Source organism: Clostridium estertheticum (assembly GCF_011065935.2).
Taxonomy (GTDB): Bacteria; Bacillota; Clostridia; order Clostridiales; family Clostridiaceae; genus Clostridium_AD; species Clostridium_AD estertheticum_A.
In genome coordinates, this window is the sequence record NZ_JAAMNH020000001.1 from 4,019,798 (window position 1) to 4,045,698 (window position 25,901).

The 25,901-nt window shown below is 29.3% G+C and carries 19 protein-coding genes; all 19 read right to left on the reverse strand.

All coding sequences use genetic code 11. The annotated features are described in order from the left end of the window. Window positions 1–21 precede the first annotated feature (21 nt). Window positions 22–2,430 (reverse strand): hypothetical protein, encoded by a 2,409-nt coding sequence (locus G9F72_RS19150; RefSeq protein ID WP_224676176.1) that lies wholly within the window; start codon window positions 2,428–2,430, stop codon window positions 22–24. A gap of 161 nt (window positions 2,431–2,591) precedes the next feature. Next, window positions 2,592–4,043 carry a hypothetical protein gene (locus tag G9F72_RS19155; RefSeq protein WP_164958323.1) on the reverse strand — a complete coding sequence of 484 codons (1,452 nt, stop codon included), beginning with the start codon at window positions 4,041–4,043 and terminating at the stop codon, window positions 2,592–2,594. 442 nt (window positions 4,044–4,485) lie between these two features. Beyond that, window positions 4,486–4,611: a hypothetical protein gene (locus tag G9F72_RS27175; protein WP_263486982.1), complete on the reverse strand. Its 126-nt coding sequence runs from the start codon at window positions 4,609–4,611 to the stop codon at window positions 4,486–4,488. Between the two features lie 57 nt (window positions 4,612–4,668). Continuing rightward, window positions 4,669–5,001 carry a recombinase family protein gene (locus G9F72_RS19160; protein ID WP_164958324.1) on the reverse strand — a complete coding sequence of 111 codons (333 nt, stop codon included), beginning with the start codon at window positions 4,999–5,001 and terminating at the stop codon, window positions 4,669–4,671. A gap of 825 nt (window positions 5,002–5,826) precedes the next feature. Next, window positions 5,827–6,165: a hypothetical protein gene (locus tag G9F72_RS19165; protein ID WP_164958325.1), complete on the reverse strand. Its 339-nt coding sequence runs from the start codon at window positions 6,163–6,165 to the stop codon at window positions 5,827–5,829. Window positions 6,166–6,192: 27 nt separating this feature from the next. Further along, window positions 6,193–6,360, reverse strand: a complete 168-nt coding sequence (locus G9F72_RS19170; RefSeq protein WP_224676177.1) for a hypothetical protein — start codon at window positions 6,358–6,360, stop codon at window positions 6,193–6,195. Beyond that, window positions 6,350–6,937, reverse strand: coding sequence for a recombinase family protein (locus tag G9F72_RS19175; RefSeq protein ID WP_164958326.1), 588 nt, complete (start codon window positions 6,935–6,937; stop codon window positions 6,350–6,352). Before G9F72_RS19175 ends, G9F72_RS19170 begins: the two co-directional genes overlap by 11 nt. Window positions 6,938–7,549: 612 nt before the next feature. Beyond that, a complete protein-coding gene (gene brxL, locus G9F72_RS19180) occupies window positions 7,550–8,965 on the reverse strand; it encodes a BREX system Lon protease-like protein BrxL (RefSeq protein ID WP_164958327.1) in 1,416 nt (471 codons plus the stop codon). A gap of 21 nt (window positions 8,966–8,986) precedes the next feature. Beyond that, window positions 8,987–11,347, reverse strand: a complete 2,361-nt coding sequence (locus tag G9F72_RS19185; protein WP_164958328.1) for a PglZ domain-containing protein — start codon at window positions 11,345–11,347, stop codon at window positions 8,987–8,989. Between the two features lie 3 nt (window positions 11,348–11,350). Further along, the gene (locus tag G9F72_RS19190; RefSeq protein ID WP_164958329.1) at window positions 11,351–15,442 is read right to left on the reverse strand and encodes a hypothetical protein; all 4,092 of its coding nucleotides are present in this window, start codon (window positions 15,440–15,442) and stop codon (window positions 11,351–11,353) included. Next, a complete protein-coding gene (locus G9F72_RS19195) occupies window positions 15,435–15,905 on the reverse strand; it encodes an AAA family ATPase (RefSeq protein WP_164958330.1) in 471 nt (156 codons plus the stop codon). Before G9F72_RS19195 ends, G9F72_RS19190 begins: the two co-directional genes overlap by 8 nt. 12 nt (window positions 15,906–15,917) lie before the next feature. Further along, window positions 15,918–16,721 (reverse strand): DUF4007 family protein, encoded by an 804-nt coding sequence (locus tag G9F72_RS19200; protein WP_164958331.1) that lies wholly within the window; start codon window positions 16,719–16,721, stop codon window positions 15,918–15,920. 1 nt (window position 16,722) lies between these two features. Then, window positions 16,723–20,013 carry an Eco57I restriction-modification methylase domain-containing protein gene (locus tag G9F72_RS19205; protein ID WP_164958332.1) on the reverse strand — a complete coding sequence of 1,097 codons (3,291 nt, stop codon included), beginning with the start codon at window positions 20,011–20,013 and terminating at the stop codon, window positions 16,723–16,725. 363 nt (window positions 20,014–20,376) lie between these two features. Next, entirely contained in the window at window positions 20,377–21,096 is a 720-nt protein-coding gene (locus G9F72_RS19210; RefSeq protein WP_164958333.1) for a hypothetical protein, read from the reverse strand. Window positions 21,097–21,171: 75 nt separating this feature from the next. Then, window positions 21,172–21,849, reverse strand: coding sequence for a hypothetical protein (locus G9F72_RS19215; protein WP_164958334.1), 678 nt, complete (start codon window positions 21,847–21,849; stop codon window positions 21,172–21,174). Window positions 21,850–22,584: 735 nt separating this feature from the next. After that, on the reverse strand, window positions 22,585–23,106 hold the full coding sequence (locus G9F72_RS19220; protein WP_224676178.1) for a hypothetical protein: 522 nt from the start codon (window positions 23,104–23,106) through the stop codon (window positions 22,585–22,587). A gap of 258 nt (window positions 23,107–23,364) precedes the next feature. Beyond that, complete coding sequence (locus G9F72_RS19225; protein ID WP_164958336.1) at window positions 23,365–23,943, reverse strand: hypothetical protein; 579 nt, start codon at window positions 23,941–23,943, stop codon at window positions 23,365–23,367. A gap of 48 nt (window positions 23,944–23,991) precedes the next feature. After that, window positions 23,992–24,375, reverse strand: coding sequence for a hypothetical protein (locus G9F72_RS19230; RefSeq protein WP_164958337.1), 384 nt, complete (start codon window positions 24,373–24,375; stop codon window positions 23,992–23,994). Window positions 24,376–25,398: 1,023 nt separating this feature from the next. Next, on the reverse strand, window positions 25,399–25,863 hold the full coding sequence (locus tag G9F72_RS19235; RefSeq protein ID WP_164958338.1) for a hypothetical protein: 465 nt from the start codon (window positions 25,861–25,863) through the stop codon (window positions 25,399–25,401). Between the last annotated feature and the right edge of the window lie 38 nt (window positions 25,864–25,901).

Genomic DNA, 25,901 nt, shown 5'->3' on the forward strand with positions numbered 1-25,901 from the left:
CTTCCTCCATTTCACTCAAAATCAAAAATTCAAAAACGTAAGTTTCGTATCCCACACAGTACCATCTTTTCGTATTAAAGAAGAGATCCAGTTATGATATGCAATACTAACTGAATGCTTTTTTTGCACAATTACATTCTTATTCTCTGGATTAGGTGCCCTTGAATCGATAATAATCGTAACCGAATCTACAGTAGAAATATATCTTTTATAGTTTCTGATTTCCCTTAGTACATTTGCATCTGGTTTTCCATGTTTCAGCATATCGGTGCTAGTTGCTGTGATGATCATGGTCTTTCCTTTTACTTCAATAACCGCATTTTCGTATACTGATCCTATGAATTTCACCAACAGCTCATAATTTTTATATCCATACAGATTTTCAATATAGACTACTAACGCATGAATTTCACTTTTAGAAACAAGATTTTCGTCTCTATGCATGATCACGTCTAAATGCCTTTCATAAGAGGTTCTGATTCCATATTTATTTTCCATTGCCATCAAGAGACCTCGGTTTATTGAATCGTAGTTTCTGCAAATATCAGAATCGTTCTCCTCATTTCTTACTGCATAGTTTTCCAACAAAATCTTATAGCACTGTATAAGAATTGCATTCTCGATTTTCTCAGTATCATCGCCTTTGATTTCTTTAGCGAGAAGCTTAATAAAAAACTCTGTTCTGGTCTTTGTAACATATGACATATCAAAGATATCTTCTACCTTATCTACATTGTTATACTTATCGAAGATATCAAGCACAACCATTACAAGGCTTATGTAATGCTCTGGCTCAATGATATCAACATAGGCATCATTCATCATGCCCTTAATCTTACTCTTAACAAAACGTTCAAAGCTTTTCTCTGCAGACGTTGCCTTTCGTGGTGTAGCGGAAACCTTTCGTTTTGCCACTCCATCATGATACTTATTCTCATCATCCAGCTCTCTTGGAATGAACAACCCTGTATTTGCCTGCAAGAAACGTCTCATAAAAATATTCCTGATTCTTGAAACCGCATTATACTGCTTATAAGCCACTCTATATTCGTCAGGGATTTGGACATCTACAATAAAATCCTCAGACTCGGCATCATCGCCTTCCTGCTCTCGCTTGATTTGATTGTAATAAGCAAGTTTCTTCTTATGTTCTTGAAACTCAGGCAGACAAGTTAGTTCCGCCTTTAATAAGTTACAACGATCCTCAATATATTTATCTCCATCAGAGTCTATATCAAAATCATCTAGCAACTTTTTGTCTGATTGCTTCACACGATTGCTTTCAAGAGCTGCTACACTATATGTCCAACATCGCAATATTTCTTTTTTGCCATCATAATGTAATGCAATTTCAAATACATCTGAAAGAGTTGACCTGCATTCCTCTGGAACATAAACAATTAGTTCCTGTTTAGAAATATCGAACTTAAGCTCCTGTTCACCAATAAACACCCGTAAATCTGTTTTAGTTGAAGAATAACTTAAATGAAGTTCAAGTCCTTCTTTGTCCTCTCCATACTTATAGATATAATTAACAGACTCCTGCTTCTCAAATGTCATGATATTGCTCACAAGCTTTTTTCCTTCCTGCAATTCCATATTTTCAAAGAAATAGTCAAAATCCTGCACATCGCCTACTTCAAAATAATCACATTCAATATTTCCGCCTTCTTCAAAAGATTTGATAAGTGCAGACTGGGTACAATTAGCACTTCCATAGAGGATATATGCTTTTTCCTTGGTTTTAAACAGAAAAATCTTACCATGATAAAAGTTGCTACTACTACCAGAAGAATTATCCTTAAAGCCATTAAAAGTGTCTATGTGAGTTGCTATGCTATGTTTGTCATTGTAATCAATTGGAAATGTGCTTTTCTCATTCTGAATATATAAATGAATATCAGCTTCGGGATAAGTTGTTTTCAATTCATGCAAAGCTGCCAATTCATTATCATAATATGGTACAGCAACACTTATATTCTCAACCTCACCAACAATTACTTCCTGCACCTGAGCCAGAATGGATTTCTGCATATTTTGTAGTAAAGATAATTGTCCGTTTTTCTCATCCTTATGGTAATAAATCAGGTCCTTTGTTTCCTTCAAAATATCATTGTCAAGCTGATAAGACACCTCATTTATTTCGTGAAAGAAATCAATTGCAGCCACAATAACATCCAAGTATTCCGGATGCTCTGGTGTATAATCTATAAAATTAAAAATCTCATTGTTAGTTGCATATCCAGATGTTTTAATATTGGCACTTCCTACAAACAGTCTGGCCTTCTTCTCACCCAAAAGCAGAATCACCTTAGGATGAAATGAACCAGGCATTTGTACAGGATTCACCATGTACTTGCGTCCAATGTGGCTGGTATCAACCTCCTGTAAAGCCTTTGCTAATTCCTTTGAATCCACAAAAAGCGACACCTTTTTAACATTATTAACATACAGACGATTTAATATTGCTCTCTCAAAAAAACTGATTTCAAAATTGAATGTTGTCATCAAAGCAATATCATAACCAGAACATTTTGCAAGCTCGTCTAATATGCTATATTTTTTCTCTTTCTCCGTCATCGCAATACCTCCTATAGCATATCCAGATCTTTCATAACCTGCATGAGCTGGATCATTCTTATTCCCTGAAAGTCCATCCCGAAATCATGTTTCTTTATATACAAGCCATCTATAATCTCATAATAGAAACCGTCTCTATTCTGTAGAATCTTTTCAAATGCTGTAATATAATGCTGCTTTACCAGCCACTGTTGCATCACAAACAGGATAAATTCCTTGATACTCTTATTCTTGAATTCATCCACAATATCAAATACCTCGTCCATGGAAATAGACTGGTTATCAACTCCATATGAAAAAAATGCTTTCTCATCTCCGAGGTCTGTTCTAATCCGAAATCGATTATATACAGATAAGATTATCTTTATTCCATTCTCAACACTTGAGGTAGAATTCTTTCCTCTTGCTGCATCGCTAATCATTGTCTCACGTTGTTCAAAGTCGTAAATACATTCTAAAATCACATCAGAAATCCTCTGTTCCAAATCCCACGAAAAATCAGAATACGATAATACATCTTCGAACCATATTTTCATTGTTATAGGCCTGGTAAGCTGTTCCAGCATATACTTCCATATCATTTCCAATCCGCTGGTAAAATACTGCCTGCCTACTACAATCTCCCACTCATTTATAATTGTTACCAACCCTGGAGAAATTACAACACTTTCATCTGCTGGTGTAATGTGGTCATAAAACAATACTCTACAGTCATCACGATTAAGAGATGTAATACCATAATTGTCATACAAGTATTTTATATACGCTGCACAATCTGTTAGTTTAGAATTTCTCTTTGTTTCAAAAAGTCCATGACGAAGCAAAGCTTTGCTTTCATCAAAGCCTTTCAAACTAATATTTATAACTTTTCCATATTCGAGCAGAACATCCTTTGGAACATCAGAATCATTTCTACGATAACTCTTATAATACTCGGTGTCCTTTATTACATTTTCAAAGGTGAGAGCCATTTGCTCTCCTTCCTTTGTAAGCTTTGGAAATTTATAGGTCTTATCAGACCCTGGATCAAAATCAATAACAAATAACATAGAAAAGCATCCGGCATTATAATACTGCATTCCACCAAATCTGGTCTTGAAATATGCAGGATTAAACGGATATGGTCCGTTCGGATTATCAAGAATATCCTGCTCTGTTTGTTGCTTACCAACAAGATTAGTCTGATCAGAATTAGGAATTAACATCGTTGCAAGCACAAAGAAATAGTCTTGTCTTTTTAAATATGTATCAAAAGCAGCATAGGATCTTTCTTCTATGCCGGAATACTTATAAAAATCATAGTAAATCCAAACTATAAAAGGCCAATAAAATGCTCTTGGAGTAACTGTATTGACAACAGGACATATTTCTCCTGAAATGGAAGTAGCAACACCCTCAATTCCAAGGCTATCTCTAGTTGTAAAATTTCTCGATATATTATTAAGTCTTGGCCCTTTCGGCATGCTGCTCACTTCCTCGTCTTATTCGTTATTCTCTAAAATACATACCCAATCTTATTAACACCTATCACCCTACGTTTCAGCATGATAATATAGATTGTTCCATAATCAGCTCTGTCAACGTTATGTGTCACATTGATTCTCTTCAATTCAATGAGAGCCACTTTTATGCTTGAATAGATATCTTATCAATCCCCAACTCTGTAAAAACTTCATTCGGAAATTCATAGCTTTTGCTAATCTGAATAGTTCTCTTTATTGCATAGGCTCATTACTTCATTTATCTTAGCTACTATTCTCAACTGTTCCATATATGGTGGCAGTCAGAAATCTAGCCTTTACTCCAATTATACATTCTTTTATAAACACTTACCATAAATTTCATTACTGTATTTAAAAATTAAACTTATTTACTTAAAGTTCCTTTTTGACTTATATTCTCCATTTAACCATTTCTTGTGCTAACTTTTTTACCTCTAAACATGCTTAGCTTAATTTTTGCTTGCATTATTCTAAAAAAAACAATTTTATTTCTAACGCTGATAGCCTCTTTTTCATTATCAAAATCCATTACGTTAGTTCTAATACATAAATATGTATTAGAACCAACAAATGTATTTTTTATTATTTAATAACTCCAATCTCCCCTGCTAACCCGTTCAGCATCTAATACTAATACACCATCATATAAGCCTTTCTTAGCATCCCTTAGTAATCTCTGAATTTCAGGTAGTTTACCCATTGTTGAACCTGAAGCAATAATGTCTTTATAGATTGTAGCATTCCAACCGTTTCCATTGCATACTTCTAGTAAGAAGTTTAGATTTTCAAGTAACCCTTTTTCATCTATTTCTGCACTTGCCACTCGTAGATAAAAGGCTATATTAGTAAAAATAGTTTTGTCCATATTTTCAACCCCTTCATTACTACTAACCAATACTTTAACATTTTCTTTTAACATGTATACCAACTCCAATAACCATATTTGAGGTTTAAAACCTCATGTATGTATACCTGAGGATGCATATTCATGTCCCAAATAAAGACCCCGTAGCACCAAAATGAAAATTAAACACCCCTTATATATCAAAACACCACCTCGAGGAGTACAAACACCATAGACTAAATTCTCAATACCATATTATTAATTATAAACACCATAGAAACAGAAAAATGTACCCTAATAAAACAGCGATGATAAAACATCCTACTGTAAAAAGTTAGGTGCATTTTATATATTAAAATGTCTTTTAAACCAATTGAAGCTTAATGGCTACTAATTTTTTGCTAATGTATTTTATCCATTTTTCTTTATATATGTTCCTTTGTATTTATTTCTTAATTACAATTACATTTATTTGTCTTAAAATTCTTATGTTGATGAAATTAATTCATGGTAAGAGTAGTATTTGAATATATACTATTTTCATTTTTGCTTGAATTAAGCGAACTGCTTGGAATTACATCTTGTAACCAATGCCAGTAAATAATCTCTGTTCTTCAACTCCTTATATACTTGTAATCGAGATTACTTAATTTTAAGTGTACTTATAAATAAATTTTTAATGTACCTGCTTATCTAAGAATTTACCTACTATTGTATTTTGAAAAATTATTGCTAAACATTATAGCTTCCTAACTTTGAAATAAAATGTGGGTAAATAGAAGTTATGTACCTGTAATATTTTTAATAAAAAAATCAAAATAGAAAACAAGTCTAAGCTAGTAGACTTGTTTGAATTTTAAGTATAATTTGTACTGTTGTTTTATATGTCTTTAATTAAAATCAGTTTTTTATTGCAGCTAAGAAAGTTAGATACATTCTATATTGCCTGTTAGTTTCAACAAGTACAGTTTTTTCAATTTCTTTGTACTTTTGAATTATTGTGTCTTTATTTTCTTTAAAAGAAGTTTGGTCAAGTTTACTGTGATGTATACCCTTCTTAATTAACATTAACTTCTCTAGATACCCTAAGCCTTCACTAAATGATTTAGTAAATTTTTCAATTGGATAATCCTTTGTACCAGTAAAATACATCTTTATTAAAATAGTAACCTTCTCCTCTAGATTTTTCTGACATTCCTTGTTTTCAAAAACATCCTTACACCAATCTAAATGCTCCATAGATATACACCACCCCTTCATTATCCGTTACTTATTCACTATTCCTAATATTTTCTGCAATGCTATTGCTTTGACTACTACAACTGGGTAAAGCTCAATTACACCCACCTTATTCTTTATTGCTACGCTTGTACAATTCTTCATAACTTCTTTATTTTTCATATTTACCCCATCCTCCATTTCTTTATTTTTCATATAACTCTAACCATCTATATAAAGTTGCCCTACCAATACCAAGTAGCTTGGCCATCTCTACCTTAGTTATAGAACCTTGCATAAGTTGAATATAATACTTTTCAAACGTCTTACTTAAATCATTTTTTGTGAGCTGAACTCTACCAAACCACTTGCCTGTTGAGGTTTTTCTCGTAGCCTTACATTTTTCAATACCTTGAATAACTCTCTCTTGAATTGATTCCCTTTCAAGTTCACCAATACTTCCAAAAATCCCTATTAGTAATTTGTAGGTAGAAGAATCACTGTCTATGCCTTCTTTAACGATGAGCACTCTGACTCCCTTAGCTATTAACAGTTCCATAATTTCAATTAAATCCTTTAGAGATCTTCCTAGTCTTGTGATACTTTCACAATAAACCACATCCCCAAAACTAAGTTCGACTATCATTTTATTTAACTGAGGCCGGTCTTTAACTTTTCCAGTCATCTTGTCAATGTAGGACCTGTCAAAAATAACATTCAATTTATCCAATTGAAAATCTTGCCTTCCAATAGTTTGCTGTTTTGTAGATACTCTCATGTATTTTACTACCACACAAACCCTCCTTCACTAATTCAATTTTTAATAGATATATGTACCATCAACCCTAGTTGTTGTATGATACACTGCAATAGGAGTAAAGGCAAGGCTTTATGGCCAGTTTTTAGCAATTTTTTTATGGCTTATCAAACTATAGAATGATGGACACTTAGAATGACATTGTTTTCCTATATATAACCAATAAGTAGAAATAAACCAACATAATCTAAGCCAAGGAGATTTAAGAAAAGAAAACACTTTCTTGTAAATGTATTTTTTAAAAATAGTATTTTAGTACTATATATAAAGTGACAATTCATGAAGATGTCTGTAGTCACAAATAAATCGATATGTTGAGGTTAAATATTCTTGATAAATACAAAAGCATTATATAAAGACGAATTTATACTAAGCCGCTTAAATCTTATTTTATATGTTGCCATAAATGTACGTTTTATATATCTTAATCTCCTAATGTTTAAAAATAACAGAAATAGCACTTTACTCATTGAGTTAAGTGCTATTTCAATAACGGCAATAATAATTTTGAATTACTTACTTATGCATAATCTTTATTTACTAAAATGTGGCTTCTGTTATTTATAATTACTACTATTCTTATTTCAGCTATTCCAAGACCCCAATATTCACCTTTGCATATTCTCTATCCATTTTATATAGCTCATCCCTAACACTTTGTCTAAGCGTTACCGCTGGCTTAACACAATATTTTATAAATTCTTCATTTTCTACAATCAAATCTGGAAATATTATTTTTAAATATGCTGCTGCTAAACGTACTATTGCTTTTCGATCTCTTAAATCATTGCAATTATTTAAATTCATATTCAAATTCACATAATCAGTGTATTGAGGTTCGCCCCTAAGATTGTGCAATATTTCGGAAAAAAAATCTCCTTTAAATCCAAGATTATTCGATGGAGTATCCTTAGATATTCTTGGCATTAGCCATCCCGGTATTATCCCATGTAATCTATCAATAAATGCAGTTTCTTGAAGAAAATTTGGTATCTCAGTAAAAATTCCTTCTTCCGAGTGCACTGGTTTAAGATTCTCATCAAGAGTTATATTCCCAAGCATAACGAATCCTGCTTCAGCACTAGCTTCAGTATTGCCTCTGCTAAATCTTCCAGATTCAAGATATACTTTAAGACCTGCAACAAGTTCTCCAGTAGAATCTCCCTGAATACTCTGTACTTCATCAAGTACAACTAAATCATATCTGGTAACAAGTCCGGGTGTATTATTGCCATTGTGATGAAACATAACAGCTGGTGACACTTTGCCGCCACCGATAACTCTGGCATATCTCGATACATTACCATATACAAATGACTTACCTGTACCTTTTGGAGCAAGTTCAATAAGATTTACTCTTGGCTCCACCATAGGGAGTATCCTAGTAATTAAAACATTTTTTTGTTCTTCATTATAAATTGTTGGATTAAAGCCCATGCTGGATAAAATTAGATCAATCCATTCTTCTGTAGAAAAATTTGCTCTACATTCTTTGAAATACTCTAAATCAATGCTTCCTACTTGGAATGGCTTAAATTCTCTCATCCACACTTGACCTTTGTCATTTGGTGCTGAAGGTGGTATATAAAATAAATCTGCAACTCCCCAGACCCCACTAGTAAGTAGCAACGTGTTCTTATCAACAATTTCATCACTTATAAATGCATCATTCATATCAAGAAAAGGAATTTTCAATACTCTTTTGCCTGATTTTAAATTTACTACTACACTATAATCGTCAAGTAACTTTACACTCTCCATATTAAGCAATCTATTTTTTATTTCTTCCTTCTGTCCCTTTTGAGGGAGATATTTATTTACAAAAGCTGATATTTTTTCTCTTGATTCTTCTGTAAGTTCACCATCTTCAAGAAAGTTATAAAGAATCCACTCTCCAACATAAGTGGGGATAGCTCTTGATGCAAACCCTGCTTTATGTATCAAATTTTTATTTATTACAACATCACCATAATAGTCATATGCAAGTTCTTCAAATTTGAGCATACACTTTTTACCTCCATTTCTTTAAAATAGATCATCTAAATTAATTTTATTTTCTTGAATAGATTTCATTTTAATTGAGAACTCATATTTTTCATCATGATTTTTCCCCATAAAATCGAATCTTACTTTAATAAATAATCTATCATTATCCAAATTTGATTGAGATCTTAAAATTCTAATTTTTTCCATAGTAATATCAATCTGAGATTCTTTATTAATTCTAGGTATTATTTTTACTACCTGTTGTATTTTTACATTTGAATTCAATATAGATATTTCAATATTATCTATAGAATATTCATTATGATTTTTAATAGTTAAATTAACGTTGCATGTATTGAAATATCTAAATTCGTTATGTCTAAGTATTATTTCTGGTTTAATTAATATAATATTAGTTCTCTCAAATTTTAATAAGGGTATAATATTTTCTTCTGGAGTTATACCACCATGTACATAAAAACTCAAATCAGTTTCCATGAACCGATTATACCCTTTAGCAATGAGATAATTTTCTTTTATTCCATAATGATTTCTATCTAAAACATAACATAAATGACCTATACTATTTTTAAAAATATCGAATTTTTTATCAGTAAGACCAATAAATCTGTATGCAGAGTCTTCCGACTTAGATTTATAATATTTTGAATCAATTAAATTCATCTGTTCTTTTAAAATTTTTGTGCTTCCATGATCAGAAGTAAAATAAATTTTGATTGTATTTTCTATGCTAAGCCTTTTAGCAAAGCTAATTATTTTATCAATCATAGCTATTAATTCTTCTTGTATTCTATAACTTATAGGCAACGCAGAGTTATTTTGACTTTCATGAAGAATTTTATCTATGCGTAAATAATTTAAAACATAAAGTTTAGCTTTTGCTTCTTGAATTGAATCTAACTTTCCGATATCCGATAAATACTGAACCTTTCCACCTATAAAACCTTCCCATTCACTGCACATTTTTTCATAGCTCTTATCTGCTGTGTTAAAGGGCTCACCACTAAATAGTGCAGTTTTTGATACCGAAGTTTCTGTAGGTATCATTGATATAATGGGTTTATCCATTGTATTATTAAATCCTTTTTGAATTAAATATGTTTTACACAAAGGCACAAATTTGTAGTTGAAATTATCTATAACTATTATAACTGAAACCTCATCATCTCTAATTGAAGGGCCTATATTAGTAAGCGTTTTATGGAGCATTCTACCCTCACTTGAAATTAGACTATCATAATTGTTAAAAATCCACTCTCCATACATAGACGAATATTTATCAGCTTTCAAATCAAAGTAATCATTAGATTCCAACCAAAATCTATACGGCAAATATGATTTAATTGCCCACGAAATCCAATCGTTAGTGCTATCTATATATTCAGGATTAATAATTATTGTAGGAGGAATAATATTACTGAGCTTTTCATTGAACATTATGTCTAGCTCTAAGCCATTTTTAAATTTAGCCCTAACCCTATTTAATAAAGACAAATCTATTACAGCTTTGTTTATTTTTAACAATTCATAAGTAAATTGAATTTCTTCATTGAAGAGCCCTGATAGTTGTTCAATTTCTTGAACTATATCTTCATATGATAATCCTATTAATTCCTTTTGATTTAAATAAATTTTAATGTTTCTTTGAATATCAACTATATCAGCACCTTTGGGAATAAAAGGGTCATATTTTAAGTTAATCTTGTCAAAATCTTTTGTTATATCCCCCACAATATCCATCATAATATTATTAGGATAGTTTTTAAGAATTAAATATTTATATAGCTTTGTATACAAAAGTTTATAATCTTCTACAAATAAACTAAAAATATTTTTTTCATAACCATCCAAGCAATTTTTTTCCCACTGCTGAATCCTTTTATTAAAAACTTTTTTAAGTATATTATTTTTATCCTTAACATTTATAATACTCAAATCAATATTTTTTAAAAAATCAACTATTTGATGAAAAGGGAACTTATTATTAGTAAAATACTCTCCAAGATAATAGATTAAAACATTGTCTTCAAAACTAAATGCTTTTTTAAAAAATATTTCATTTATTTTATTATACAATTCATCATTAACAATTTCGTCTTCGCTAATGTATTGAGGTATTTTGACATGAGTTAATTGTTCAAATCGCTCTTTGGGAGAATTGATTTTAATAATGATATTTTCCTTGTATTTTTCTTGCATCTTTTCAAAATAATTTAGACAGTTCTTATTCTTAATCACAACAATCATAGAAATATTTTCATGAATTGCATTTAGAATACTAACATATGCATCAACATAATCATCAATTCGCCTTACAATAATGTCACAAGAATCAGTGTAAGTTTTCTGTAAATCAGAATATATAATAATTTTTTCCATAGCTTACTCCTTAAATTCATTTAATAGAGCTTTTAAAGCTTTAATAAATTGTGCATCCTTCAAATTATAATTTGTTTTCACTTTATCAATTACGCTTCTTATACACTTAATAAGGCTTTCTTCATCCTTAGGCAACGTAACTTGAATTTCAGGTTCAGTCTCTTCAAGTGCATTTATCCCTATTGTATAGCCCGTCTTTGGTAGATATTTAGATATGTATATATTGTCCTTATTTACTAAATTTAATTTTATAACTTTACTAAATTTTCCTTCATTATCTACTCCACAAAAGCGAATCGTTTCGTCTTTTTTTGTATCATATTTAAATCTATTCACACTTTCTTCTCTTTGAGAATTTATATCTTTAGGATCACTACCATTTGATGTAATGTAAATTTTCATATTTTCTGAGTCTGGGATAATTTCCAGATTTATTTTCCCAATATATGTTACCTCCTTATTTACATCACTTAAAGAAGCATCATATACACTTTTACCAGTTAATTTATATTGTGGCATATTAACAGAATATAATCCCTGTTCAACATGAGTTTTTCCTGATTTTATTTTCTGAACATAAGAATCCGTCTTATTAATAGACCAATTTTTAACCTTACCTATATTGTAACTTTCTGGAAGTGTATCCATGAACAATTTCTCACAATCACTAAATTTACCAAAATGCATTACAAGAGGTTTACTATCTTCATTTTGAAGTTCATTCATAAAGCTTTTTTGAGATTCTGCCAATCCTTCCATCCATTTATCAATTGCACTATTTATCTCAGTATATGTTGCATCCTTAGCATCAAAAATATTTTTAATTTCAGTAAATAATTTATCGCGAATAATATAATACCCTTTCTCAATCTTTTCTTTATCTTTTTTGAAGTTTGATATTATTTCCGGAACTTTCTCTTTCAATATTAAATCCTGTATGTCATACCCGTATATTGTTTTTATATCTTCAAGAATAAAATCTCTTATATTTACCCTATCTATTTTATTAAATATATCAATAAATTTATTCAAGCCATTATTTATATATAAACTTTTATTTTTACATACTGGATCTAATCCTTTATACCAACTCATTAGTCTATCATATAGCTGATCTATAGTTATATTGGTTTCTACTGTATAGCTCTCATTTGTAAATTCTCTATATAATTCTTTAATAAAGAACGCTTCATGCTCTTCAATTTGTTTATATTCCATAACTGCGTTTTTATATTTTTTATAATATAATAAATCTAAAACAGAATCATAAGATGTAAGTTTTAAAGTGCCGATTTCATGTGCTTCTGGTAGAATACTTAGGCTATCTTTAAAATATCTTTTTACAAGAGCGAAAAACAATAATGCAGCATTATATCCTATACCATATGTTTTCATATAGTCTTCTATAAATCCCTGTGGCCTTATCTCTCCCTGAATATTCTTCAATTCATTGATCATTGAAAAAAGAGCTGGAAATATTTTTTCGTACTTACTTGTATCATACTCTATTTCACATAACACTTGAACCCCAACTGTTTGTATCTGCTTTATAATCCCATGCTGTAATAATACATTTTGTATATATCTAATATCACCATGATCTGCGGCATAATCTTTTCTATACTGAATAAATGGCTTGTTAAAATCCAGTAGGATTTCAACTGCTTCTCTTAATGCTGCATTTCCACCCTCTTTAAACACATGACTTTTATTAATATCTTCGTGATTTACTTTATTGCGCTTTGACTCATATATGCTTTCAAGCATTTTTAATACTGCTGCATCTTCATCATTTGCACCATTTGATAGCTCAACACCATTTTCGCCGTAATATATAACATTTTTGCTTGTAATATATTGTTTTAATTTATTAGTTAAATTTGCATCATAATACGATATTTGTTCTTTTAATATTCCAACATCTTGTCCAGAAAACTCTTTTCTATCAACAGAAAAAGCCGCTTTCAAGGAAAACACATCATCTAATATACTATTTTCCTCTATAGGCACCCCAACTACTATTTTCTCTGAGGGATTACTTTTGACCAGTATTTTTGCTTTCTTAACATCATCTTCAGTTTCGCAAAATACGTATAGAGCTATTCCTTCATAGCTTTTTTTAATATCTTTTTCGTTATCCATTTCTGAAAGTAACTCTTTATAATAATTTTGGTTTTCAATGTCTTTGACTTCACAAAATTTTCGTATAAGACGTTTGTCTTCTTTATTCGCAAAATTATATTTTACTGGCTCTAAGTAAAATTCATCCTTAAAAAATTTATTAGTTTTTTTAATTTCACTTTGTTTTATAATTAGTTCAATTTCAGCCATAACATTTTTAGGTGAATTAACCTCTACCTGCTTATAATCCCTTATAACACCACTAATATCGATAGCGTCATTCCTTCTGAATTCATAACAATGATTAGTATCATTAAGATAGATGATTTTTTTAGAACATGCTACTTTTAAGCAATATCCTAATTCTTTTTCTTTATTTTGTATATTCATATTCAATCCAAATTCAAGTGTCTTATCATTAATATCAACACCGATGATTTGATAAATCACCATTATTTTTAATACTTTATCGAACATTTTATCCTGTAATTCTGGACTTGCTATAGTTGATCTATTTTTGCTTAACTCCCTTAATGATGTTTCAAAATTTCTAACACATTCTTTTACTGTTTGTCTTAATTCCTGATTATCGGAATTGATTTTATCTTTAAAGTATTCAAAAAGTAAGTCAACTGTATAAAACTGCAGTTCACCCACATTATTTAAAATTTCTGTATTTCTTACAAAGCAATCATAAGAACCTTCATCATTTTTTTCATCTGCAAAAAATGTAATAACAGAACGATTATTTGATCCAACATCACTTGCTAATTTCATTAATGAATAAGTCGACATTGGATGCATAGGATATATGTTTTCAACAATTCTTATTCGAATCTTTGGAGCTGGTAACCAATTAAATATTTGCAAAGCTGTACACTCATTTGAAATTTGATTGAAGGTTGAACTTTTAGGTTTAATCACATTCTCCCAAAGTAATGATTTTTTCTGAGGATTGACAACTGCAGCAATAATTTCTTCTATTCCCTGTGTTTCTAAAGGTATTTCCTTGATTCTGTCATTTACTGTTAAAAAATCTTCTGTATTGTAAGCAGAATTATATGATGCGAAAGACCTATGGGTAGATGCAACAAAAATAACAGGAAAGCTGTTCATAAATGAAGCAGCACACATTTGTGAAAACTTTTGAAACTCATCAAGATCAAATCTTTTCCCTTTTAATTGATAATCAAATTCATCAAATAAAATAAGAATTCCAGCATATTTTTCTCTAATTAACTTTGTTTTTGAAAGTTGTTCTATTATTTCCACATAATTATCTTTGCTATATTCAAACTCAGATGTGGTGATTTTTTTATGTATTTCCTTAAATATATCAATTGCATCTTTATTATACTCAGACAGCTCTTGTATAAGCTTATTTACCGTCCAACTATCCTTTGTATTTTCTAAAAAGCTTTCAAATCTGTCATAAAAAAATCTATCACTACTTAACTTCCACTCATTAATTTTATTAATTGCCTGAAGATAATAACTGTCAATCTCTTGTCCAGATATTTCATCACGTGCAAGGGCTTCTCTTATTGCTTTTAAGACATATGTCTCAAAACTGTTTGTACCATAATCACAGATGCAAACAAGATATCTTCTTTCTTTTCTTACCTTTTTAAGTATTTCAGCTTTCTTTTCGATATCGTTTTCCTCTGATTCAGAATAATTTTTAAAAAACTCAGTCATCTCTTTTGTATCGGACTGGCTCTCGAAATAATTTGCAACCATCAATAGCAAGTGTGATTTACCTTTACCATAGGATCCAGAGATTATAAAGCTTCGTTTAGAATTTTTTGCATAAGCTCCTTCCGCAATAGTTTCAAAGGCTTTTCTATGAGCCTTGATTGGTTTGTAATGAGACATTCTTTCTTCTCTTAAAATTCTATCATTAAATTCTTTTTTTAAATCAACTTGAGCAGAATAACTATTCTGTATTTGTAGTAGTTCCTTAATTTTAGACATTAGTACTCACCCCCTGATGAATCTCAAATATACTCACTAACCTTTTATTTCCCTTATCATTGTCTTTAATTAATGTTTCACGTTCAAGTATACGATAATTATGCATAATAAATATGCAACATATATTAGATTGATTCTGGTCAACAAAACCTAAAAATTCTCTAAATTCATTTTCGCTCCATGTATTTATTAAAAAATCCATTTGGTCTATAACTAAGATTCCTTTATCAATTTCATAATATTCTTTTATTAACGAAATAAGTTTTGATGGTCCAAATATATCAATACTATTTTTCTTGTTAATATCTAATTCAAATATATTAAGTAAATCAAGATATCTTCCATTAAAAACATTTGAAATCATCATGGCAAGCTTTGTCTTTCCTTGCATAGGTGAACCATATATTATAAAATGCTTATATCTTTCTTTTAATTGTTCCTCAATAAATTGTTGAATATCCATACACTCCATCACCTATCCTCGGTAATATTTTTCAAGTACATCTTCTAATTTTAAATCATCACTTATTCTAATCTGATCTAAATCTCCTCTCGACTCAATACTAATAATTTCCATATTTTTGAGATTTTCTAACTTCCTCCTTAAAATATGCTCATCTATTATAAATATTTTTCCAGGAGAGTTATTCGAGTTACATAGATCTTTAATACCCAAAGAAGTTGCCCCCGGATAAAAAACATTTCTGTACAAAATTATTGAACATAATAAAATAAGCTCAGGAACATCTGAATTTCTATTAATGAAATATTTATCCTCATTAAATTCCAACAAATTCAACTTAGAAAATTTTTGATTAATATAAGCATCTAATATAACTCTTATTTCATCCCCTATATGATATTTATATGTATTTTCAGAGACACGATCTTCTAAATTTTCAAAAAGTGTAAGTAGTTCCGCCTTACTAACTTCATAAACATCATATAAATGATTCATTACTCTATTCCAAATTATCAAATACTCATTAGATGACTGAAGATAATGTAGTAACCATAGGGTGCCTTCATTTTGAAAATAATCGTCATACTTAAAAAGAATAATCCCTAAATCAGTTTTCTTTAAAGTTCTTTTTTTACTTAGCCCAATGTCAGCTAAATAATTCAAAAGCATTCTTGATTTTCTACGATTAAGACCAGTTCTAACAGATAACTGATCTAAATTAATGTTATCTTCAGCCTCATATCTACTTCTAAAAACACTTATAATCTGATCAAAGTACATATTAAAGCCATTTAATGCTTGAATTTTATATTTCATTTTACTCATCCTCTTCAGTAGATTCTTCACCCATTCTAAAACGAACATCATAGTTTTTAATAAATTCTATTTCCTCATTACATAATCCGTAAATATGCCCTATCAAATCATCAATTTTGTCAATAATTTTTTTGCTGTATTTGGGATGAAATTCTTTGAATTTTACAATTCCAACCTTTTCTCCAAGATTGACTGTCTTTTCCATTGAATTTTGCTTATAGCTTATCATTAGTTCCGTGCACAGTCTTTTGAGTTTGCTAATTGACTCATTATCAATTGATTCATAATTAATAGGAAATTCATCTATTTCCCTCTTAGTTAAATCCCTTTCATCTGAAAATAAAATCCAATACCAATAGAATAATGATGAGTTGAATAAACTTATAAATACAGAAGGTTCAATAAACTCTTCAAATAAAATATATTTATATTTCGTTGATGCTACATTTCCCTTCCTTTCACTATAAAAATCTGGCATGTAATCCAAAGCTTTGAGCCAATACCCAGATGTGGAATGAAATACTAAGAATTTAGATGAATTCTCTTTTTTTCCTTCATAATAGTCTTTAATTTTTTTACTTTTATTGTTAATAAAAATTTTTTCTATTATACTGTTTTCAATATTGCTAGAGACCTTTGCTATTGTCCCTTTTCTTAATTTAAAATATTTGCATTCTGTATATAAATTACATTTAAATAATTTTTTTCTTTCATACCAATACCAGCGTTTATGTCCACTTGTGTACACTTTACATTTTCGTATATCACTCTTTTTATTTCCATAAATAATTGCCAATCTTTGTTCAACTTTATTAAATATTTTGCATGGTCTTTTTGCAAAACTATCAATATATACTTCAGATGATGTATCCGTTATTAATTCTTGAAGCGAATTAAACTTCAAACCTGAAATAGCAGAAATAGGAATAATAAAGCCATATTTTCCATTATCTATTAAGTTTTTTAAATGATTTTCTATCATATAACTAAATAAATTATTACTTTTCAAAGTTTTAAATATGGAGTATTTAAAACTACTATCCGTACTTTGTACGTATGGTGGATTACCGATTCCTATGTCAAATCCACCCTTTTGAAATACTTCTGGAAATTCTAATTCCCAATGAAAAAAATTTTTATCCTTTGCTAATTCCCATAATTTATCCATGTTTTGTTTTTTAAAATCGTCAATAACATTACTCCTTAGTAAATTACCATATGTATTTTCATTTTTAATCCCACCCAAATATTGATTAGCAAGATAATAATCATATTTTTTCTTTGCAATTTTCAAGTCATTTTTAATTTGATCATAGATCTCATTCTGCCTTCCAACATTTGCTTTGGTAGCGCTACCTATATCATTTAGCTTCTTATATTGCCTAAGTATTGGTCTCATATAATGTTCATAAGATACTTCAAAAAGTGGATACTTTTCATCTTTTACTTCAACATGACTTCTATCAGTTCCAATGATACTGTCTCCTTCCTTTAGATGATGATCCAAAAATGACAAGGCTCTATCGTTAGATGCAGATATTAACCATAATGATAATTTTGCTAATGCAACCGATAATCCATTGATGTCTATTCCATAAATACAGTTTTCTACTACTTTTCTCTTCCATTGCTTAATGTCAACATTTTTTATGTCATCATCATTACTTTCCCAATCATTTTCAGCTATTATATTTACAATCTCATTTGCAACTTTATATGCTGCATTTACAAGAAAATGACCACTGCCCATAGCACTATCTATTATTGATAAAGTTAAAATTTTTTCATTAATAAAATTTAGTGTAATTTCATCTATTTGCATTTGTAATACTCTTTTGTTACTCTCCACTGGTTCATAAGATAATTGCTCTAGGAGTATTCTTCTATTTTCAAATAATTCTTTTTTTAGTTCTTCAAGTTTTTTTCCTACTGTATTTTCAACAATATATTCAACCACATCTTCTGGTGTATAATAAGCTCCCGTTTCTTTTCTTTCAAGAGCATCTTGAGAAAGGTATATACTGCCTTCTTCAAGTATATATTTCAAATCTGAATTTTGTAATTTCACTTCGGATTCTTTTAAATAATTTACCTTGCCTTTATTTTTTCTCTGAATCATGCGTTCCTCCGCAATAAAAAGGCGATATTCAAGTAACCCTTCATATATAGACCCTAAATTTCTAACAGAAAGATCTTTATATTCTATGATTTCAGAATATTTACCATTCTTGTCAAAATTATAAGATATTTCTGCAAGGCACTTAGTTAAACGTCCATTTGCTATCCTGTGTTTATTTAAGATGAGCTTGTCCTCATTATGGAATAGACCACCATTATAGCTTCTGTCAACATATATCCTTAATTGATTGTCTAATCTATTCCAAAAATCGTAACCATCTTTTATCTTATAAACATCACCTGCATTATAAATTTTTATTGCATCATCACATAATTTTTTATAACTATCAGTATAATCAGGATCGTTTTTCACAACTGGTAATAATCCTCTTGATTCAGCATATCCAAAAAAAAGTAATCTATATAATAATATTATTGCATCGTTATAAATTGCTTTCTTTTCTAGTTCAGTATAAGTTTCTTTAACCATATCTTCCTTAAGCCCATAACATAACTCTTTTAATATCTCTTCTGCTTTTCCCCTAAGTGTTTTTTCTATAATCTCAGCTTTTTTAGCTGATAAATCCTTTATATTTTCAATAATAAGTTGTCCATCTTTTTCGCAATATGTATGAACATTAAAGAACAAATAAAATAGTTTAAATGCCTCATCAGCTTGATTATTATTTTTTATACTTTCTTCTAGATCAATCTCCAAATAATTTTCATATGGACTAACATTATTAATGTTATAAATTCTCCATTTATAGCCGTTAGTTAACATTGCCCAATTTGCATCATGAGCTTTTGCAACTTTAATTGCTTTAAATGCATGATATTTCCCTTTTGTTGTCGTATCGACAGCCTCTTTCTTATCTATTAAATTGCATATTGCTACAGGTATTTCTGCTTCTTTTATAGTATCTACATATAATAATCTAGATGAGTTTTCTTTGTTTTTTTGAAATCCCAATACATCTAGTACTGAGTCAATATAATCTGCCCAAGGTTCATCAGAATAATCCCCTAAAACATATTCATCATTCCATTGCTTTATCTGTTTAAACGCAATTTCTATATTTTCTTTATCTACACTTTTTCCAGTGCTTTGTTCTTTTATATACTCTTTTATATAAGTCTCAGAAAATAAAAAATGGTTGTTAAAATAGCTCACTTGTATCCCCCGTTTTCAAAGTAATCATTCCCCAACATTTCATGTTATGTTTGGTGCTATTATCCACCAAATATAGCATTTAAATATATATGTCCAAAAATTATAAAATTATACTTATTAGTTTATCACTTACAGGGATATTTTTCTATGTTTTCTAAATATATATTTATTATATATTTATTATATATTTATTATTTACTTAGTAGCTATCTAGTCATTAATTTTAATTTGGTTCTATATTATTAAATTTACTGTCTCTAAAAAAGGCATCCAATCACTAAATGGTTGAATGCCCTTACTTCTGTTTTCCCCTCAATAATTACCAAAGCAATAAGTTAGTTACAATAATTCAACATAATATAACTATGCCTCTAGTTCCTTTATTACTGCTTCTATAGTGACTTTGCCAGTAATAAAATCCATAAACAATCTCCTTATATCATGATACTTGCTATCTTCACTCTCAAGTATATAACGAAGGAATGATATTTTTTCCATCCCTAACCCTTCAAGTGTGTTTTTTATTTCCTTTCTTGAAATAGACTTAAAATAGAATAATACATCAGTACAATTTTCCGGCTTTATTACAGTACTTTCTTTTGGCTCAGGAAGTAAGAGTTCTACCCCTTTTACGACAATGCCAAAAGTAGCTTTAATTTTGGTACCTTCCCTAAATTGAACTAAACCTTTTTCTATTTGACCTGCAAGGATTAGATCTACTGTGGAGATACCAACCATCCTTTCAAGTTTTTTTAGATTAGACAAAACTACTACATTTATGGCATGTTTTACTCTCTTTAAGTCTTTATCATTGCTAGGGTCTTGCCTTAGAATTTTAAGTACTTGTGAATATCTGTCACTAGTCTTCATAATTAGGTAATTATTAGTAGTAAAGTAAGTGTATAAAAAAGCTCTTAACTTTTCTCTCGATTTAGGATCAGTTACGTAGTTACAACTTAATATGAATCTACATACCTCATTCAAAGCTTCTATTTTTTGAAACTCTATAACCTTATCTTTTTCAGTATTTATCCTGTGCTTGGTTACTTCCTGTGCATGTAATACCTTTTCAACAATATTCATATGACACTACTCCTTCTCTTTACAAATTTATTAAAGTTAAGATGAATTAACGTTTAAGAAGATATATTAGTCAAACTACTCATAAACACTTTTACCTTCCAACAATTCTAAGAGTTCCTCTACTGTTTCTATCTCACCACTAAAATACTTGTAAATTAGTTTCTTTTGAATGCTGTACACAATGTCACTACTCTGGAGTATATAAAACAGAAATCCTATCTTATCAACATTTAAGGAGGTGATCTTTTCTTCTATACTCCTAGTTGAAAGAAGCTTAAGCTGATTTAATTCATATTTACAATTTATAAGATCTATATGAGTATTTACATTCGATGTAGGTATGATTTTAAACACTCCTTCAGGAAATAACTCATGTGTTTTAATTGAACCAATACCTACCCTAAACTGAAATAAAGCAGCCTGGACTTCTCCATTTTCAATTAAAGACAATGTGCTAATACCAATCTTCTTCTCTAATTTCCTTGCTAAAAGAGAAACCGACATCTCAACAGAATTTTTAGATACATTAAACCTTTGAGCGGTTAATGTATAGTCTAGTTTATGATTTAAGAAAAACTGAAGCTTTTCTTTAGCTTTAGTATGTGACATCCATTCATAGCTGATAATGTATCGTCTAATTTCATTTAGAGCCTCCAACTTATGTTGAATTAATTGAATTTTTTCACCATCCTCAATTAAAGCTAATTCTGTTCGTAAAGATATAATAGCGGTCTGTATTTTTCTAAATATCATTTATACTCACTCCCCCTTACGGAACTTCTTAACTTATAGTAAAAATTTCTAAAACTTATACTTACCTTTTTACATGGACCTATTTATTTTCTAAAATGCCTATTCTGAACCCTTCAGATATCAATTTTAAAAAATAAATATTAGTTTTAAAAATTTTAACTTTTTTTATAAGTTATTTTGTATAAGGAATATAGTAAAAAGTGACTAAAGTTGTTCTATAATAGAATGATTCCTGGTAATTTACTGCTATTTTCAGTATAATTTTTCTACCAAATCATAATTAAAATTTCTAATTGCATTGGAATTATTAAAAATGTTGATGTAATAAAAAAGCATACAGTTACTTGTGGTAGTACCATCAGAAATAAAAGCTACCTCCATATCATTTGTATAAAATCCAGTAATATAAACACAATTGCATAGAATTTATGTTTATTACTCCTACACTGAAAACTTCTTAGATACAGCCGGTTTTTATAATATAATTCATAATAATGCTTAATTTTAGGTTGATTTTTTTTATAATTGAAAGCTTTTTGATTTTTTACATTATAAAACAAATCATTACACACAAAATTTGGATGATTTGTTTTATAATTAAGATCAATTTATATGATTTACAATGATTTGCTTTATAATAAATCTCTATAGTTACAAATAAACACTGATTTATTTTATAATAAAAGGTCTACACTAATTATAGTGTAGACCTCTAAATAAATACCCCAGATTCATTTACGCTAGCAACTGACCTTTCTTCCACTCCAACCACGTATCAAAATACTCATCGGTTAAGATGCTATCGACTAAAGACCAATTATCTCTTTCTACTAATAAACTTACCTTTTCAAAAAACACTTCATTATATTCATCGGAACATAAAAAATCTATTGCAAAGCATCTCATTAATCTTAAAGTATAATCCTCTGCTTTGTCAAAAATATCTAGTATTGCGCGAAGATGGTTTGCTTTACAATAAGTTTCACCATTCGGAATAGTAGTCTCAGGCTCTACCCCCCAAGACTCAAATATAGAATCACTACTCTCTCTGAGGTCTAACTTTTTCCATGTTAAGTTTGCTGACTTCCAATTTCCAGGAGTGTTTAGTTTACATTTTAAACTCAAAGCATGTATTCCAGTAAGGTATTTCATTCTATACACCAGCCTTTTTTGATGTATTATACCGTTATAATAAGCTGATTTCAACGTATTATTTAATACGTCCAAAGAAAGCAGCATAATATAAAGCTTAGGCATCCTTAAAGAAGCAATACCCTGATATATCCTCAAGAATAAAAACTACAACTGTAACACTAACTAAGGCAAATGTGGACCCAAACTCCTATAGTTTATTGACTTTGGATACATAAAGTTTGATACACTCTCAAATAAATTTAATGATTTCAATAATTTACCTACAGAAATTCAGTTTAAAGAAACTATCAAGTATAAACAGTGACTTAAAGATATTTAAGTGGTGTTTTTGTAAAAATGATACAGTGCCATTTTCATTTCTTAAATATTAACACTTACCCAATCATCATTTTGAAAACATAAGATACTATAGTCTTTTACTGCTGTAGAATCCCACTCAGACGGATGTCTTAATAAAATTAAGAATATCTTCCCATTAATAATGCGTGCTATATCTTTTAATGAATTTATAAATTTAGCCTCATTATCACAAATTGAAACTATCATTATTTTCAATTTGCTGTTACCACAAACCAGCTTACTAAAATCAACTGCTATTTTAGTAGTATCTTTTTCAAACTCTGACTCTATTTCAACTACTGATTCTTTTATATATTTTACTGTTTTATTTTTTACTGATATAAGTGTATCTACTTTACATACGTGAATATCAAATAAAAATTCACATCTATTAAAATCTAAATTCTTTGACATTTCTTTTGAGAAAACAACAAATTTATCGCCTTTAGGAAATTGATATTTTAACTTTTCAGTTATAAACTCAATAAATTGGCTGCTTCTCATTTTGTTTTGTTTACCTTTATTAGTGTTTTGTATTTGTTTTGCAATCGCTTGCTTATATGCACTAAGTATAAGGTTAATTACTTCTAAATCTTCCATAAAGACCTCCTTTTAATAAATTTCTTATATTATCTACTTGTTTTGATTTTAATTTTCTACCTCCACATTATGTGAACTATCAAAAAAGTAAGTTGCACTCTTAACATTATTAACCCTTACAGATATACTTTTTTGATTTTTATAATCAAATGCAAATTTAAAAATGAATCCCCAAAAAGCACCAATCGCTTTCTTATCACTGTCTGTTAAATCAAAATTTAATAAGTCATTTGCCATTATAAACACCTTAACTGGTGGTATTTGTAAAATATCATTGCAAAAGATTATATTATTTACTAATTTAGCATCTTTAATTGTGTTAATACATTCATCCCAGATCAACCCTGAGTTTGGGAACTTGGAAAATGGCTTATAAACACTGGAAAACTCTGCATTAACTTTATTGATAATGTCTGCTGATGATAATTTCATACTAACACGCTCCTAATACCTTATTTATAACCCTAAGTTTATAAGGGTAATAAACTAAGTATATACTGTCCCCTTATTTCTGTCAATATGTATTATTAAAATTTATTGTGTCAATGATTTTTTATATATGATGTATGAAATTGGTCAATAAGTAATTAGGTTTAAATAGAGCAGGGGTGATGCCTTTCTCCATTAATAAATTAACTATTAGTTGGCACCCTCAGAATATAAATATTTCTTATAGATTACATAAAGTTCATAAATTTATGCTTAAAGTGTGCTTTTCCATTCAGCTGCTTAATATTACCTAGTTTTCAATGTTGCTCTCTAAGAGCTTTAAACAGTTAGAGTTTTCTATGGATTAGACTATACTATTATGTGATTAAGCTATTACACTTATAAGATATCCTATCATTATGCTATTAAAATATTCTAGTGCTTTAATATCATAATGCCTTAATTTCTATTTTTTAAACGTCCTAAACTTGTCATGACATTAGAGCCTACTTGGTTTATAAGTTTTGATAAACTTACAAATTATAATTTAAAATTTTGTATATCTATTACTAAAACTCTGACCCGCTATAGAGTAGAAGGCAATTGAGCTCTTTATAAATAGTATAAATACAGTTTAACTAGATTTTATAGATAAGCAGAATACATCTATAGACTTTTATGCAATGTAGGCACTTTGTAAGAGATTATTTATATACGCTAAGGTATTTGTAACCTAATAGACTTATTTTTCAACGCAGAGCGTTTGTGAAATACAATTCAAATGATTTTAACTATTTAATTGAATAGTTAAAAATGGCTCTCTTAGTATAATTGGAATTAGTGGTAAGCCTTGTCAATGTCATTTTTAATACTAATGTAAAGGCTGTATTATATCTTAAATGTGTATACTCGATGTAACTATGTTTTAATAGGTGCTTAAAAGTTAAAAGCTGAACTTTTATAAAAAGTTCAGCTAAGAGTATTGCTAGGCAGGACCAACTAGCCCAGTATCATACTATCTTTGTTTTATACAATTTCATTTTCTTCTAATGTCTTCCTTATACCACCCCATTTTGATGCCCAAATGGTAAACTTTTTACCATTTATAAATTCCACAATTAAAGATACACCACCTGTTAAGCTTATTTCTTCAGAAGTAAAGCTAACTATGTCTTCCATAGTTACATTTTTGTTAAACTTACCTTCAATGTATGCGGACTTTACAATATCTCCAAAAATACTAATTGCATAGTCGGTTACATTTATTCTCTCCACATACCTATAATCTATTGTAAAACCAGTGTCACAAATTGCATTTAGTTCTTTTAATTGTTGTTCAGTAAGACCACCTTCTACTATGGTTTCAAAAACAGAGTCAGTGTACATTTTATAATATTTATCTTTATTCCTTAAGTCTTTAAGTATTTTTGAACTGACATTAGCAAAATCTATTAAAAATTCTAGTTCATCTTCCTTTCTACATCCTTGCATAAAATCACACCTTTCCTTAAATAATACTTATATAGAAA